9 protein-coding genes, 1 other RNA gene and 6 pseudogenes are annotated in these 14,787 nt (G+C 63.7%); 7 read left to right on the forward strand and 9 right to left on the reverse strand.

What is annotated here, in order from left to right; translation table 11 throughout:
- Nucleotides 1-167: 167 nt before the first annotated feature.
- A pseudogene (locus XpopCFBP1817_RS14955) lies at nucleotides 168-335 on the forward strand (helix-turn-helix domain-containing protein); the annotation flags it as partial.
- A 188-nt stretch (nucleotides 336-523) separates the two neighbouring features.
- On the opposite strand, the pseudogene XpopCFBP1817_RS14960 reads toward XpopCFBP1817_RS14955, so the two are convergent.
- Nucleotides 524-1,204, reverse strand: a pseudogene (locus XpopCFBP1817_RS14960) (response regulator); the annotation flags it as partial.
- Nucleotides 1,204-2,603, reverse strand: a pseudogene (gene baeS, locus XpopCFBP1817_RS14965) (sensor histidine kinase efflux regulator BaeS). The pseudogenes XpopCFBP1817_RS14960 and baeS, both read right to left, overlap by 1 nt.
- Before the next feature lie 250 nt (nucleotides 2,604-2,853).
- Here baeS and XpopCFBP1817_RS14970 point away from each other — a divergent pair.
- The 3 genes and pseudogenes from XpopCFBP1817_RS14970 to XpopCFBP1817_RS23615 form a co-directional block, all read left to right on the forward strand.
- Nucleotides 2,854-4,091: pseudogene (locus tag XpopCFBP1817_RS14970) on the forward strand (efflux RND transporter periplasmic adaptor subunit); the annotation flags it as partial.
- 13 nt (nucleotides 4,092-4,104) lie between these two features.
- A pseudogene (locus XpopCFBP1817_RS23610) lies at nucleotides 4,105-5,247 on the forward strand (efflux RND transporter permease subunit); the annotation flags it as partial.
- 73 nt (nucleotides 5,248-5,320) lie between these two features.
- Complete coding sequence (locus tag XpopCFBP1817_RS23615) at nucleotides 5,321-5,812, forward strand: efflux RND transporter permease subunit (protein WP_279627123.1); 492 nt, start codon at nucleotides 5,321-5,323, stop codon at nucleotides 5,810-5,812.
- Here the strand turns inward: XpopCFBP1817_RS23615 and XpopCFBP1817_RS14985 are convergent.
- The 4 genes from XpopCFBP1817_RS14985 to XpopCFBP1817_RS15000 all read right to left on the reverse strand — a co-directional run bounded on the left by XpopCFBP1817_RS14985 (nucleotide 5,803) and on the right by XpopCFBP1817_RS15000 (nucleotide 8,533).
- Nucleotides 5,803-5,879: non-coding RNA, sX9 sRNA (locus XpopCFBP1817_RS14985), on the reverse strand. The two genes, XpopCFBP1817_RS23615 and XpopCFBP1817_RS14985, sit on opposite strands and share 10 nt — an antisense overlap.
- Nucleotides 5,880-5,941: 62 nt before the next feature.
- Nucleotides 5,942-6,817 (reverse strand): methylenetetrahydrofolate reductase, encoded by an 876-nt coding sequence (locus tag XpopCFBP1817_RS14990; protein ID WP_244171193.1) that lies wholly within the window; start codon nucleotides 6,815-6,817, stop codon nucleotides 5,942-5,944.
- A 118-nt stretch (nucleotides 6,818-6,935) separates the two neighbouring features.
- Nucleotides 6,936-7,601 (reverse strand): epoxyqueuosine reductase QueH, encoded by a 666-nt coding sequence (locus tag XpopCFBP1817_RS14995; RefSeq protein ID WP_128417711.1) that lies wholly within the window; start codon nucleotides 7,599-7,601, stop codon nucleotides 6,936-6,938.
- Nucleotides 7,601-8,533, reverse strand: a complete 933-nt coding sequence (locus tag XpopCFBP1817_RS15000) for a LysR family transcriptional regulator (protein ID WP_128417712.1) — start codon at nucleotides 8,531-8,533, stop codon at nucleotides 7,601-7,603. Before XpopCFBP1817_RS15000 ends, XpopCFBP1817_RS14995 begins: the two co-directional genes overlap by 1 nt.
- A gap of 186 nt (nucleotides 8,534-8,719) precedes the next feature.
- Here XpopCFBP1817_RS15000 and msuE point away from each other — a divergent pair, with 186 nt between their 5' ends.
- The 3 genes from msuE (at nucleotide 8,720) to XpopCFBP1817_RS15015 (ending at nucleotide 11,528) form a co-directional block, all read left to right on the forward strand.
- Nucleotides 8,720-9,313 (forward strand): FMN reductase, encoded by a 594-nt coding sequence (msuE, locus tag XpopCFBP1817_RS15005; RefSeq protein ID WP_167393945.1) that lies wholly within the window; start codon nucleotides 8,720-8,722, stop codon nucleotides 9,311-9,313.
- Between the two features lie 171 nt (nucleotides 9,314-9,484).
- The gene (locus XpopCFBP1817_RS15010; RefSeq protein WP_128417713.1) at nucleotides 9,485-10,468 is read left to right on the forward strand and encodes a DUF1852 domain-containing protein; all 984 of its coding nucleotides are present in this window, start codon (nucleotides 9,485-9,487) and stop codon (nucleotides 10,466-10,468) included.
- Between the two features lie 28 nt (nucleotides 10,469-10,496).
- The gene (locus XpopCFBP1817_RS15015; protein WP_128417714.1) at nucleotides 10,497-11,528 is read left to right on the forward strand and encodes a methionine synthase; all 1,032 of its coding nucleotides are present in this window, start codon (nucleotides 10,497-10,499) and stop codon (nucleotides 11,526-11,528) included.
- Here XpopCFBP1817_RS15015 and XpopCFBP1817_RS24045 read toward each other — a convergent pair.
- From XpopCFBP1817_RS24045 to XpopCFBP1817_RS15025, 3 genes and pseudogenes are all read right to left on the reverse strand, one after another.
- Nucleotides 11,414-13,498 (reverse strand): type VI secretion system Vgr family protein, encoded by a 2,085-nt coding sequence (locus tag XpopCFBP1817_RS24045; RefSeq protein ID WP_244171194.1) that lies wholly within the window; start codon nucleotides 13,496-13,498, stop codon nucleotides 11,414-11,416. The genes XpopCFBP1817_RS15015 and XpopCFBP1817_RS24045 overlap by 115 nt on opposite strands.
- Nucleotides 13,468-14,430, reverse strand: a complete 963-nt coding sequence (locus XpopCFBP1817_RS24050) for a type VI secretion system Vgr family protein (RefSeq protein WP_244171195.1) — start codon at nucleotides 14,428-14,430, stop codon at nucleotides 13,468-13,470. The genes XpopCFBP1817_RS24045 and XpopCFBP1817_RS24050 overlap by 31 nt, the downstream gene beginning before the upstream one ends.
- Nucleotides 14,431-14,440: 10 nt before the next feature.
- Nucleotides 14,441-14,575 (reverse strand): annotated as a pseudogene (locus XpopCFBP1817_RS15025) (DotU family type IV/VI secretion system protein); the annotation flags it as partial.
- Between the last annotated feature and the right edge of the window lie 212 nt (nucleotides 14,576-14,787).

A 14,787-nucleotide genomic window follows, 5' to 3' on the forward strand; every position in this document is an offset into this window, starting at 1 on the left:
CAGGATAAGCCGCCAGACGCTGCATGGACTACGCCACGCAAACCAACGACACCCCTCATCTCGACGGTGCTGTTTGAACTTGCGGCTTCAACTCTGGATCGCACCACCAATGGGTGTGACGTGATCCAGGCGACCTGACCTGAGCGACTTCACCGCGCCAAGTGGCGTTGCTCAGGTCATCCAGCCGCCTGGATCTTCCAGAACGATACCGCCTGCATGCGTTGTATGAAACCGGCCTGTCGATGCGGGCCATTGCCAGCGTATTGGAGCGTGCACCCAGGATGCGGTCATGCTCGACAAGCGCACGGGCATCGGCGCGTTCTGGCAGATATCGGAGACCAGCAAGCAGATCGCTTACATCGATCTTTGAGTGTGAGGCGCAGTGCAGTGCCGAGGGCGATGGCGGCCATCCCGGCCGCGGTGGCTGACAGGCAGATGGCGAGCGACCCGCGCTGGCTGCATGGTTTCCGCGTCGCAACGGCATCAGCCCAAGCGCTTCCACCTCCCCAATCCACACCCATAGCTCAAACCGATACCCAGCCCCATACAGCGAGCGTACCCACTCTTCGCCACCCACATCGGCCAGTTTGCGGCGCACATTCTTGATGTGGCTATCGACGGTGCGGTCAGTGACGATGCGGTGGTCCACATACACACGGTCCATCAGCTGTTCGCGCGAATACACCCGTCCAGGCGATGCGCAGAGCGTACGCAGCAGGCGGAATTCGAGCTGCGTGAGATCCAGATCGCGTCCGGCCACGCTGGCGCGACAGGTAGCCTCATCAATGATCAGCCCATGCGTCGGTGCGCTCTCGGAGTCCTGCCGGTGTCGACGCAGCACCGCGCGTACGCGCGCGATCACCTCGCGCGGGCTAAAGGGCTTGCAGATGTCATCGTCGTCGCCGATCTCCAGCCCGAGTAGGCGGTCGATCTGCTGTGTGCGTGCGGTGACCATGATGACCGGCACCGCACTGAGGCTGCGCAGTTCGCGGCAGATGTCCAAGCCATCGCGATTGGGCAGCATCAGATCCAGCAATAGCAGATCCGGCGCCTGCGCGCGAAACGCCTCAATCGCCTGCGCGCCATCGGCCACCCAATGATGCAAATACCCCGCCGCATGCAGATACTCGCCCAACACCGCGGCCAGCCGCGGTTCGTCTTCAACAATGAGCACATGTGCGGTCGGTGCGGTCTGCGTATCCATTACGCCTCCAATGCCGGCAGCCGCAGCGTCACGCGCAGACCGTCCAGCGGCGAGGGCGTGGCGTGGATCTCACCGTCGTGCGCGCCGACGTTATTGCGACAGATCGCCAAGCCCAGCCCGCTGCCGCCGCTGGCGCGATTGCGCGAGCCTTCCACGCGATAAAAGCGCTCGAACAGCCGATCGAGTTTGTCTGCCGGCACGCCGGGCGCGCTGTCTTCGATCACGATCTCCACCAGCTGCGCACGCCGTGTGCCCTGCACCCGCATCTGGCCGCCGGCATCGGTGTAACGCAACGCATTCTCCAGCAGATTGGAGAGCAGCTGCTGCAGGCGGCGCTCATCGCCGTTGACGTGCGATGGCACATTGATGCGGTCGACCTGCAGTGTGAGTCCTGCCGCAGCGATGCGCGTGTGCATACCGGCCAGCGTGGCCCGCAGCACCACACTCAGATCGATCGGCGCGCACCGATACGCCAACGCGCCCACATCGGTCAGCGAGAGGTCGTAAAGATCTTCGATCAGCTTGCCGAGTTGGCCGACCTCCTGATGCAACGAGGTCGGCGACGCGCGTGTCATCGGCCGGATGCCGTCCTGCAGCGCTTCCAGTTCGGCGCGCAAGATCGCCAGGGGCGTGCGCAGTTCGTGCGGGACATCGGCCATGAAATCGCGGCGTGCGCGTTCGTTGTTGTCCAGCGCCTGCGCCAGCTGGTTGAACTCGCGCGCGAGTTGGTCCAGTTCATCGCGCATGTCGGCTTCCAATCGTGTGCTGTAGTCGCCGTCAGCCAATCGATGGGTTGCCACCGTCAAACCACGCAGGCGGCGCAGCAAGGTACGCGACAACAACCAGCCAAACAACGCGGCAACCACGATCGACGCAGCGCCAACGGTCCATCAGAGACGTTGCTGCGCCTGGTAGAAGCGTGCGTCGTTGGTGGCCAGCACTTTCTCGAACGGCAGCATGCCCATCCAGCCCACCGTCTGCCCGTTCACCACCACCGGGCGCAGCATGTCGGCGCGGCTGACATCGGGGTTGCCGATCACCACACGGTAGTTGCGATCCAGCAGTGCGAAGCAAAACACTGCGCCGGTCTGATCCGAGATCGGCAGTGCGCGCGGCGGCAGATTCTGCGCCAGCTCCGGGCACATCAGCACACACCAGGCATCGGGATTGTCGCGGACGAAGTTCCAGTCGCCATGCTTGGCGTAATCGGCCTGCACGCGCGGCAACACTTCCATCATCCGCTCGATGCCCTGTTCGCTGAGATAGTCGAGAAACTGCTTTCTGAGTCACAGCTGCCCGGCCAGGCAATTGATCAGCAGCACTGCGATGCAGGCGCTCAGACCGGGATGCAGGCGCTCAGAATGGCGAGAAAGAGTTTGGCGGTGATTCCGAGTTTCATCGACGTTGGGAGAACCTTGTTGCCAAGGAGGTCATGCACGTGCGCTTGCTGCAATGACGGCCTGCATTGACTGGGTAGTGCAGCGGCGTCGACTGCAGGCGCCAGGTGCGCCGCCTGTCTTGCACAACCGTATTGGGACTTCATTGAACCGCGAAAGCAAGCGCTCGCCGCAGCTGCGATGCAATCTTCAAATTTGCTCCATATTCGCAGCGTAGCGTGCGCATCCTCCGATCATTCCCGAGTGCGCCGCATGCGGTCCATCGATGACTCCCGTGCTGTCGTGGTGCCGCGCCAATGGCTGCTGGCCGCCATGATCACCGTCGCGCTGGCGGCCTGCTCGCCTGCGCAAGCGCCGCAGCAGCGGCAAGTGGAAGTGGGCGTGCAGCGCGTGGACATGCAGCGCTTGGTGCTGGACCAGACCCTGCCAGGGCGCACGGTTGCCTATCAAAGCGCGCAGGTGCGCCCGCAAGTGGGCGGCATCTTGCGCAAGCGGCTGTTTACCGAAGGCGAGCAGGTGCAAGCTGGGCAGGTGCTGTACCAGATCGCGCCGGCCACGTTTCAGGCCGCGTATGCCTCCGCGCAGGGCGAGCGGGCGCAGGCGCAAGCGGCGGTGCTCTCGGCCAAGCCCAAGGCGCAGCGATATCAGACGCTGGTCAAGCTGGATCCAGTGAGTCAGCAGGATGGCGATGATGCCATCGCCACGCTGCGCCAGAACGAGGCCGCGGTGACTGCCGCAAAAGCCGCGTTGCAGACCGCAAAACGCAATCTGGATTTCACCCGCATCACCGCGCCGATCAGTGGCCGCATCGGCACCTCTCGTTTTACGCCTGGCGCACTGGTCACTGCAGATCAGACCGACCTGCTGACCACGATCAATCAGCTCGATCCGATCTATGTCGATGTCAGCCAATCCAGCGCGCAGCTGCCGCAGTTGCGGCGCAAGCTCGACGCCGGCCAGGTCAAGGCGGTGAACGGCAAGGCCGAGGTCAAGCTGCTGCTGGAAGACGGCAGCGCTTACGCGCGCAGCGGCACGCTGGAAGCGGTGGACGCCGCCGTTGATGCCACCACCGGTACAGTGAAGTTACGTGCAGTGATTCCGAACCCGGACCATCTGTTGTTGCCCGGCATGTACGTCAAAGCGGTGCTGTCGATGGCGGTCAACGAGCAGGGGTGCCGCAACAAGCCGTCACCCCCAGCAGCAGGGGCGAGGCAGTGGCGACGGGGGTGGGTGCCGATGGCAAGGTGGTGCAGCGCATGCTCAAGACCGGCGATGCGGTCGGCGACCGCTGGGTGGTCAGCGAAGGATTGTCTGCGGGCCAGAGCGTGATCGTGCAAGGCCTGCAGAAAATCCAGATCGGCATGCCAGTGAAGACGCGCGAGGTGACCGCTGCCGCCGCCAAACAAGCCGCAGCCGCACCGACTGCATTGGCAGCAGCCAAGACCACGCAGGCATCCGCAGCGCCGGCTAGCGCCACGCCCAAGGCCGACTATCGCCATTGTCATCACGCTGGCCGGCGCGATCTCGATCTTCTCGCTGCCGCTGGAGCAATACCCAGACATCGCACCGCTATCGGTGACGGTCAGTGCGACCTACACCGGTGCTTCCGACGCCGCCAAACTGGTGGAAGCCAAGCTCGATGCGCTCACGCCGTATTTCCCGGCCGGGTTGAAAGACGAGGTTGAAAGACGAGGTCGCCTACGACACCACGTCGAGCCATTGATGGCCGAACAAGGCATGTCGCCGCGCGAGGCCACGCATACCTCAATGGGCCAGATCACCGGCGCCCTGGTCGGCATCGCACTGGTGCTCACCGCAGTGTTCCTGCCGATGGCCTTCTTCGGCGGCGCTACCGGCGAGATCTAGCGGCAATTTTCGGTGACGATTGTTGTGGCGATGATCCTGTCGCTGGTGGTCGCACTGACTCTGAGCCCGGCGCTCTGCGCCACCTTGCTCAAGCCCATCGACAAGGGCGGCCATGTCTCGCGCAAAGGCGTGCTGGGCAAGTTCTTCAACTGGTTCAACACGCGCTTCGATCGCGGCACCGACAGCTACGGGCGCGGTGTGGAGCGCATCGTCAGCCATCGCAAGGCCGGCGCGCTGATCTATGGGGTGTTGCTGGTGGTGCTGTGCCTGCTGTTCTGGCGCCTGCCCAGCGCATTCCTGCCCGACGAGGACCAGGGCATGCTGATGGTGATGTTCAGCGCACCGGCCGGTGCCACCCAGAAACGTACTCAGCAATCGATCGATCAGGCCACCCAGTTCATCCTCAAGCAGCAGGAAGTGCAGGGCATCATGACCATCTCCGGCTTCAGTCTGGCCGGTAGCAGCCAGAACTCGGGGATGGGCTTTATCCGTCTGAGGGACTGGGCCGACCGCGAGGGCTCAGCGCAGGAAGTGGCGCACCGCATCACCGGCGCGATGATGATGACGCTGCCAGACGCGCAGGTGTTTGCGTTGACGCCGCCGGCCATCACTGGCCTGGGCACCAGCTCCGGTGTCACCTTGCAGTTGCAGGATGCCGCCGGCAACGGATACGCGGCCTTGGTGGAAGCACCCAAGCAAGTGCTGCAGTTGGCCAACGGCAATCAACCCTTGAGTGCGGTGCGCTTCAACGGGCGGGACGATGCGCCGACTTATCGCGTGCAGATCGACGATGCCAAGGCCGGCGCGTTGGGCGTGGCCGCCGCCGACATCAACACCACCTTAGTCCACGGCGATGGGCGGGCGTTACGTCAACGACTTTCTCAACAACAACCGGGTCAAGCGTGTGTACGTGCAGGGCGAAGCGTCCGCACGCATGTTGCCCGGCGATATCGAGCGTTGGTCTGTGCGCAACAGCGACGCCGCCATGGTGCCGTTTTCGGCGTTCGCCAACAGCGCTTGGGCGTATGCGCCGCAGGTGCTGACGCGCTTCAACGGCAGCGAATCGATGGACATCACCGGCAGTGCCGCACCGGGCACCAGCTCGGGCGATGCGATGACCGCGCTGGCCGGCGAAGTCGATGGTATGGGCAAGGGCGTTGGCTACGCATGGTCGGGCATGTCGTATGAGCAACAGGCGGCCGGCACCCAGACCTGGATGTTGTACGCGGTGTCGCTGGTGTTGGTGTTCCTGTGTCTGGCCGCGTTGTACGAGCGTTGGTCGATTCCGGTCTCGGTGATGCTGGCGGTGCCGGTGGGCATTGTCGGCGCGCTGCTGGCGACCTGAACGTAGCGAGCAGTCGTCAGGTGGGTGCGGACGGCGCGCTCAGAACCGGAGTGTACGAGTGGTACATGCCGATTCCGAGCACCGACCGCGCCGGCCTGGCGGTGAGCGCAGTAGTTTTGTTAGCCGCTCTTAGTCCGCCCAGGAGGGCGCGGTGCGGGAGCGGTACTGCTCTACCCATGCGACAGACTGTGCGATGCCGCCAAAGGGAAAGAAGTGCATGCTGACGTCCCCATGCGCTTCAGTGAGGCCTGTGGCGAGGCGATCAACAAAGCGATCCGGCCCCGCGCTACCGAACAGCTTGCCGATCGAGATGCCGTACTTGGACAGCATCGATGCGCATGCGCCCACACCGCACCTTGCGGCATAGCGTGCGAGCACCGCGACGCCAGCAGGACCAGGAACGCCCACACGCACGGGATGTTCAATGCCACGCTCGCGCAGCGCTTTCAACCACGTCAGCACGATGTCGGCATCAAACGCGAATTGCGTGACGATCAGGGGCGCCATGCCGCGCTCGGCGATGCTGCGACACTTGCGTTCCAGGACATCCCATCGCTCGGTTGCACGCATGATCGGATGTCCTTCTGGATGCCCCCCCACGCCGATGGTCTTGATGCCCGAGCGCTCAAAAACGCCTGTTTCGATCAGCGACAAGCTATCCGAAAAAGGCCCTATCGGAGAAGTCGAATCACCTGCGATCACCAAGCAGCGCTCAACGCCTGCTTCATCGACTGCGCGCGTGACGAATGCGTGTAGCTCGTTGAGCGAGGCGATGCGGCGCGCGGAAAGGTGCGGCATGGGCGCGAAGCCGAGTTTGCGCACCATCTGTGCTGCGGCCAGTCGCGCGTCGTTGTCCTGGTTGGGCAGGTAAGGGATGGAAATGGTCGCGCCACGCCTGATCCGAGGCGCCGCTGCGGTCAGCCCGGGAATGTCCGTTGCGCTGACCTCCAACGAATAGGCCTCGGTGAGCGTGCTGGCGAGGCTGGGCGTATCCGGATAAATCAACGGTTTTGCCGTCCTTTGGTGGCTATTGGGTGGCGCAGGTGCGTCAGCTCTGACCGAGCGGGAAGGGCGCCATGGAACACACTGAAATTCCAGTGGCGTTGCTGACCTGGCGGGCACTTTAGTCTTCTTTCTCCCCATCGCCGTAGAATTTCACGCCAAGCTGAATGCGATTGCGACCGCTTTCCACGCGGTGCCGGTTCGTGTCGCGCAGGGAGTAAACGCAGCCGCAATATTCCTGCTGATAGAAGTTCTCGCGCTTGCTGATCTCGATCATGCGCGAGGAACCACCGCCCTTGCGCCAGTTGTACTCCCAGTACATCAGGCCGGGGTACTTGGCCGCAGCGCGTACGCCGCATTCGTTGATCTGCTGCATGTTTTTCCAGCGTGAGATGCCCAGGGAACTGGTGATCACCGGGAAGCCGCGCTCGTGGGCATACAGCGCGGTGCGTTCAAACCGCATGTCAAAGCACATGGTGCAACGCACACCGCGCTCGGGTTCGTTTTCCATCCCGCGTGCCCGCTCGAACCAGTTGTCTCGATCGTAGTCTGCATCGATGAAGGGCACGCCGAACTGCTCGGCAAAGCGGATGTTCTCGTCCTTACGCAGCTCGTACTCCTTACGCGGATGAATGTTGGGGTTGTAGAAGAAGATGGTGTAGTCGACGCCGGAAGCCAGCATGGCCTCCATCACCTCGCCAGAGCACGGTGCGCAGCAGGAATGCAGCAATATCTTGTCGTGGCCGGCAGGCAGTGGAAGTGGCGTGCGCTTGGCGGTGGTGTCCATCAGTTGGCTCCCGGCGTGTTGGTGTTGGTGTTGGCGGTGGCATTGGCATTGGCAGGCTGGCGGGCCAGTTCGATGAAGGCCCGCACGTAGTCGATTGCGATATCGGCCTCGCGTGCTCCAAGGAAGATCTGCTTGGAGATGCCGCGAGCACCCAGCCGGACAGGCACGACGTCCATCCTGGAGGCGTATTCCTCGACCAGCCAGCGTGGCATGGCAGCCACGCCGCGGCCACTGGCCACCATCTGCATCATGATGTCGGTGGTTTCGATGGCTTTGTGGCGCCTGGGCGTGATACCAGCCGGCAGCAGGAACTGGCTGTAGATGTCCAGGCGCTCAAGGTGCACGGGATAGCTGATGAGCACCTCCCGTGTCAGCTGCTGGGGCTTGACGTAGGCAGCCGACGCCAGTGCATGGCCCCTGGCCACGACGAGCACCTGCTCGTAGTCGAACACTGGCTCGAACCTCAGCCCTGGCTTGAACAGCGGGTCAGGCGTGACCAGCAAATCGATCTCATAGCCGAATAGCGCGCCAATGCCGCCGAACTGGAACTTCTGTTTGACGTCCACATCCACATCCGGCCATGTGGCCAGATAGGGCGACACCAGTTTGAGCAGCCACTGGTAGCACGGATGGCATTCCATGCCGATGCGCAACGCACCGCGTTCGCCCTGCGCGAACTGCCCCAGGCGCTCTTCGGCCAGATCCAGTTGCGGCAGCACCCGGTTCGCCACCGCCAGCAGATACTGGCCCGCCTGCGTCAGGCGCAGGCTGCGCCCCTCGCGCAGCCAGACGTCAGTGCCCAGCTGCTGCTCCAGCTTTTTCATGCTGTGGCTCAGGGCCGACTGGGTCAAGTTCAGCACGCCTGCGGCGGCCGTCAGCGAGCCTTGCTGCTCGACCCGCTGGACGATGGTGAGATGGATGCGCTCAAGCATTCAGATGATCAGAATTCATGGGTTGTTGAAATAACACCATTTTACTTCATTAAATGCGAGCCGTAGCATGGGTGCTCGTCGTTCATTCGCCCTCTACGGGGCCGCCCGGACCCAGACGTCGCCATCGGGACGGCTCCCATGTTCTTGGTGAACTGCGCAACTTCCACCACTGCTAGGTCAACCCGCATGACTGTAAACGTGCCACACCCACTCCGCGTCGTTGCGGTCTCCGGCGGACTGCAACGCCCCTCCAAGGCCGTCGCCCTGACAGAGCACCTGCTTGCCTTGATCGCCGATGAAGTCCCGTGCGAGCAACACCTGGTCGAACTCGGGGCGTTGGCACCGCAGTTCGCTGGTGCGGTCTGGCGCTCCCACCTGCCCGCAACGGTGGAGCAGGAACTGTCAGCAGTGGAGCAGGCTGACGTTCTTGTGGTTGCAACACCGGTCTATCGCGGCTCCTTCACCGGGCTGTTCAAGCACTTCTTCGATTTTATCCATCAGGATGCCTTGATCGACAAGCCAGTCCTGTTGGCCGCGACCGGCGGCAGTGAACGCCATGCGTTGGTGATCGACCACCAGTTGCGGCCGCTTTTCAGTTTCTTCCAGGCGCGCACGTTGCCACTGGGCGTCTACGCGACCGACCGGGACTTCCTGGACTACTGCGTGCACAACGAGGCGCTGGCCGAGCGGGCCAGACTGGCGGTCCAGCGGGCACTGCCGCTGATTGAGTTGACGCGGCATGCAAGCTCCATCGCCGCAGAAGAAGTCGCCGTGGCCTGAGGGGCCATCCAGCCCACGGTTGTTTGGCGGGCCACCACGCCCCTCGCCGTCCAAAGGATCCGTTGGCGATTGCTCGCTGATCCAGATCCCGGCTTCTACCCCGCAGGCATCAACACCTGCGCTGAGAAGCGCGCTCGTATTTTCATCTCGGAAACAAGGCGTTAGGTTGCAATGACTCAAGAATTGACCTTCAGCATCAAGAGCCTTTGGTTTGATGAGGACTACCATCCCTCGGCCAATACGCGCAACACGACGAACTTTGCCAACCTGGCCAGAGGACCGCGTCGCCAGGAAAATTTGCGTAACACGCTTGCGATGATTGACAACCGCTTCAACGACCTGGCGCATTGGGATAACCCGAAGGTCGACCGCTACGCTGTCAGACTCGAAATCATCTCTTTCGAGATGAACATCGGTGAGAGCGAAAGAAGCGATGGATTTCCGTTGATCGAGATATTGAAAACCCACATCGTCGATAAAAAGACCGGTGCGCACATCGATGGAATTGCAGGGAATAACTTCTCCTCTTATGTGCGGGACTACGATTTCAGCGTCCTGCTGCCAGCGCACAATCAGGACACGTCCAGCTTCAGCATCCCGGATGATTTCGGCAGCCTGCACGGAAAGCTGTTCAAGCACTTCGTGAACTCGGACGCCTACAAAGAGCGCTTCGCCAAGCCGCCTGTCATCTGCATCAGCGTCTCCAGCAGCAAGGTCTATCATCGAACTGGAAACCAGCACCCCATCCTGGGTATTGAATACAGGCAGGACGAGGGTTCATTGACCGATCGGTATTTCGAAAAGATGGGCCTGCAGGTGCGCTATTTCATGCCGCCCAACAGCGTCGCCCCCTTGGCGTTTTACTTCCTCGGCGACCTGCTGAACGACTACACCATTCTTGAGCTGATCGGAACCATCAGCACCATGGAGACGTTTCAGAAGATTTACCGGCCAGAAATCTACAACGCCAATTCCGCGGCAGGCGCCATCTATCAACCGAGCCTGAAGCATCAGGATTATTCGTCTACCCAGATCGTCTACGACCGGGAAGAGCGCAGTCAGCTCGCGGTAACGCAGGGGAAATTCACGCAGGAGCACTTCATCATGCCCTACGGGAATCTTCTCGAGCAGTGGGCTTCCAACCACGCTTTCTAATCAACACGAACGTCAGACATCACTCATCATGAAAAAGCTGCTCCCTACCTCAACCGCCGGTAGCCTGCCCAAGCCTTCCTGGCTCGCGCAGCCCGAGAAACTCTGGTCTCCCTGGAAGCTGCAGGACGAGGAACTGATTGAAGGCAAGCAGGACGCATTGCGCTTGTCGCTGCAGGAACAGCAGCACGCAGGCATCGATATCGTGAGTGACGGCGAGCAGACCCGCCAACACTTCGTAACCACGTTCATCGAACACCTCAGCGGTGTTGATTTCGAAAAACGTGAGACTGTCAGGATTCGCAATCGCTATGACGCCAGCGTCCCGACCATCTTTGGCGCGGTGAGCCGCCCCCAGCCTGTCTTCGTAGACGATGCAAAGTTCTTGCGTCAGCAAACCGGGCAGCCGATCAAATGGGCGCTGCCTGGTCCGATGACGATGATCGATACCCTCTACGATGCGCACTATAAAAGCCGTGAAAAGCTGGCATGGGAATTCGCAAAGATATTGAATCAGGAAGCCAAGGAGCTCGAAGCTGCTGGCGTGGATATCATCCAGTTCGATGAGCCGGCCTTCAATGTCTTCTTCGACGAGGTCAACGACTGGGGTGTTGCCACCCTTGAACGCGCGATCGAAGGGCTCAAGTGCGAGACCGCCGTCCATATCTGCTATGGCTACGGCATCAAGGCCAATACCGACTGGAAGCAGACCCTGGGTTCGGAGTGGCGTCAGTACGAAGAGTCGTTCCCCAAGCTGCAGACATCCACGATCGACATCATCTCGCTGGAGTGCCACAACTCGCACGTTCCGATCGATCTGATCGAACTCGTGCGCGGCAAGAAGGTGATGGTCGGAGCCATCGACGTGGCAAGCAATACGATCGAAACACCGCAGGAGGTGGCCGATACGCTGCGCAAAGCGCTTCGGTTTGTCGATGCCGACAAGCTCTACCCTTCCACCAACTGCGGGATGGCGCCTCTCGCCCGACACGTGGCAAGAGGCAAACTCAAGGCCCTCAGTGCGGGCGCAGACATCATTCGTGGAGAACTGTCAGTCCGGTAGCGAGCGAGTGCTTGCGATCGATCGGCGGTCGTTGCCGTGCCACGCTCCCAACGGCGCGTTAGAGAAGTCGGCCAGTCTGAAGGGCTCTGGCGCATTGCCGTTGGCTTGTCGCGTGACCCAGGCGCGCACCTGGACTGAGGCATGGCAGCTGACATCGCAGGTGTTTCTCGGCGGCCATGTGCGATGTTGATTGGAGCCATGGTTGGTTCCGGGTCCGGGAAGATGGTGGGCCGATCGTGCTCGGCCGAGCCGCCGGGGACATTGGCCACCTCGGCGCGTCCCTGCGCGTCGAGCGTGCCGTGCCGTTTGCCGCCATCGGCCAGGGTGACCACGTAGTCGGCACCGGCCAGGCCCTGATCGTCGTGATAGCGATGCTCCAGAGACAGCGTCTCCAATGGAAGTCGTCCTTCCGGCAGCGGCGGGATGTCGACGGTGTTCATCTCCGCCGCCAAGAACAGATGCAGGCTGCCCCTGACGTTGAACTCGCCCAGGCAGGCGAAGGTGATGTCGTCGCCTTCCAGGGTGATGCAGGTCTGCCCGGCCTGCAGCGCAATCTTATGCTGGGCCAGCACGTCGATGCGGGTGTCGGTGGCGGTCACCGTCACCGCCTGATCGGCCAGCAGTTCCAGCGCGCCGGTGTGCGCCTGCAGGCTCAGCGGGCCGGCGGCGGTGATCAGCTTGAGCGCCCCGCGCTGCGCGCACAGGGCAGTGTGCTGGCCGGACACCGCCGACAGCGTCTGCCCGGCGCTCAGCTGCGCATCCTGCTGCACGGTCCACTGCAGGGTCTGCCCGGCATAGGCCACGCCGCTGGCCGGGGTGGTCCAGGCGATGTGGTCCGGCGACTCGCCGAGCAGGCGCGCATCGGCGAACCGTTCCACCGGGTCCTGGCCGTCGCGGCGGCCGTCGGCCGGCTTGGTCGCCGGTTGCCCGCCGACCGCGCCAGCGTATTTGCCCTGCGCCTGCGGGTCGATCGCCTCGCGCAGTTGGGTGACGCTGCTAGCGTCCAGGCCGGGCAGCTGTTGCTGGGTCAGGGTGGTGTGCAGCGCTTGGGCGGTGCGCTCGGCGCCTTGCAGCTGGGCCACCGCCTCGGCCACGTCCAGCGCGGTTGAGGCGCCCTGGCGGCGGGCGCTGCTGGACAGCAGCAGGCCGTGCGCGGCATGCACGTTGCCCCAGCCCTGCGAGGCCAGCTCGAAGCCTTGCCCGCGCAGCGCGCCGCGGGCGGTGTCGCGGTGCTGGACCAGGTAGCCCAGTTCCAGCCGGGTGTCGGCCAGCGAGGTGTGCAGGCGCGTGCGCAGCTGGCCGGCGGTGTCGTCCAGCAGCCATTGCTGGGTGCCGCTGCCGTCGTGGGACTGGGTGTGCAGGCCGCTGAGCGTGCCGGGGTGGCTGGCGTGCGCGTCCAGGCCGCCGCCGAAGGGCGGGGCGACCTGGCCGTTGTACAGCTGGCCGGTGATGCGCGGCTGGTCGAGATCCCCATGCAGGAACTCGACCAGCACCTCGCTGCCGATGCGCGGCAGGAAGTGGCTGCCCCAGTTCGGGCCGGCCACCCATTCGGCCACCGGCACCCAGGTGCCGGCGCTCTGGTCGCCCGGTGCGTGGCCGGCCGCGGCGCTGGCGCTGTCGGTCAACCCGCCCGGAGTGGGCTGGGCACCGCGCTGCCACGGGAACTGGATCCGCACCTGATGGTCGCGGCTGGGGCTCACCGCCGCATCGGCCACCCCAACCACGCGCGCGCTCTGCGGACCGTGCAGGCGCGGGCGGTACTGCGGCAGCGCACGCAGCGGCGTGGCCGCCGGCACCGCCAGGAAGCGGGTGCGGTAGCTGCCGTGCTCCAGGTCCGGCGCGTCCAGTAAGGCGACGATGCCCTGGCCCAGGTTGTTCACCGCCACGTGCTCGATCGCCACGGGAATGAAGCGCTGGCCTGCGTGCTGCGCGTGCTGGCTCAAGGTGAACGCCGCGCCGGCCGCCAGCACGCGGCGCTGCCGGCACCGGCGTGCAGCGTGTGCGATACGCGCAGCGCGTCCAGCCGCGCCTGCGCCTGGTCCTGCGCGGTGGCCTGCTGGGCGAAGCGCCCGGCGCGCGGCTGCACGTAGACCTCCAGCGGCGGCAGCCCGCCGGCTTCGGCCTGCGCCTGCGCGCAGACCGCGCGCACTTGCTCGCTGTGCCAGCTGGCCACGGTGCTGGCGGTGGGCACCACGCTGCGGCGCTCGCCGAAGGCGCCGATCGCATCGTCGGCCTCGGCCATGGCGCTGCGGTGGAAGCGGATCGTGCCGCTGTCCGGCGCCTGCGCCTGCGGATCGAAGATCACCAGGGTGGCTGCGGTGGCCGCGCTGTCCTCGTTCTGGTCCTGCGCGTGCTCATAGCGCCAGGCCAGGCCGGCCTCGGCCAGCAGGCGGGTGACGAACGCCAAGTCGCTCTCGCGGTATTGGGTGGTGATCGGGTGCGCCGGCAACGTGGCCTGCACCTCGAAGCGGAACGCGGCCTGAGGGGAGTCGGCGAAGATCCGTTCGCAGATCGCGCGCGCGTCCAGGTCCTGGAACACCCGCGCGTTGCGCCGCAGCGCCAGCAGCGCCGTCCACGGCTCCAGGGTCAGCCGGTAGCGGGCCAGGCCGCCGTCGCCGCCCAGCTGCGCCACCTCGGTGCACAGGCCTTGCCAGTGGCGCTGCGCGCCGTCGGCCTGGCGCAACTGCAGGTCCAGCGGCTGCTCCAGCAGCGCCTCGGCATCGAGAAACGCCGAGGTGGCCAGGCACTGGATCTGCAGCACGGTGGCGCCGCACACCGCCTCCTGCCCGTGGAAGCGTTCCACCACCAGCCCCTCGACCGGGGCGCGCAGTTGGATCAGGCGTGCGTGTTGCGAGGGCTGCGCCAAACCAGCGAAGGCGACGGCCAGCGTCGGCATATCCATAGCGACGTACTCAGGGCAGGGTGATCGTCATGTGCGCGGTGCGTTGCGGCATCTGCACCACTTGGTTGTAGGCGGCCATGCGCTGCTGCGTCTGGTGGTCCAGAGACAGGCGCAGACCGAAGAAGCCGAGCAGGCCGACGCCACTCCATTGCAAATTTTTTTGTAGTTGATCATGTTGGCCATTGACCAGCCCCGAGCGGGGGTAAACGCACCGAGAGCAGGTGCGGCTTGCCTCAGCTGCAGGGGAAGTCTAAAGATTCATCGGGTACCGGAAAATACTTAAAGGAGCCTCTAAAAACCCCAGCAATCTGCCATCATTGACTTGACGCCCTGCCAGCGGAGAACGACAGACATGAT

This window comes from Xanthomonas populi (genome assembly GCF_002940065.1).
Taxonomy (GTDB): domain Bacteria; phylum Pseudomonadota; class Gammaproteobacteria; order Xanthomonadales; family Xanthomonadaceae; genus Xanthomonas; species Xanthomonas populi.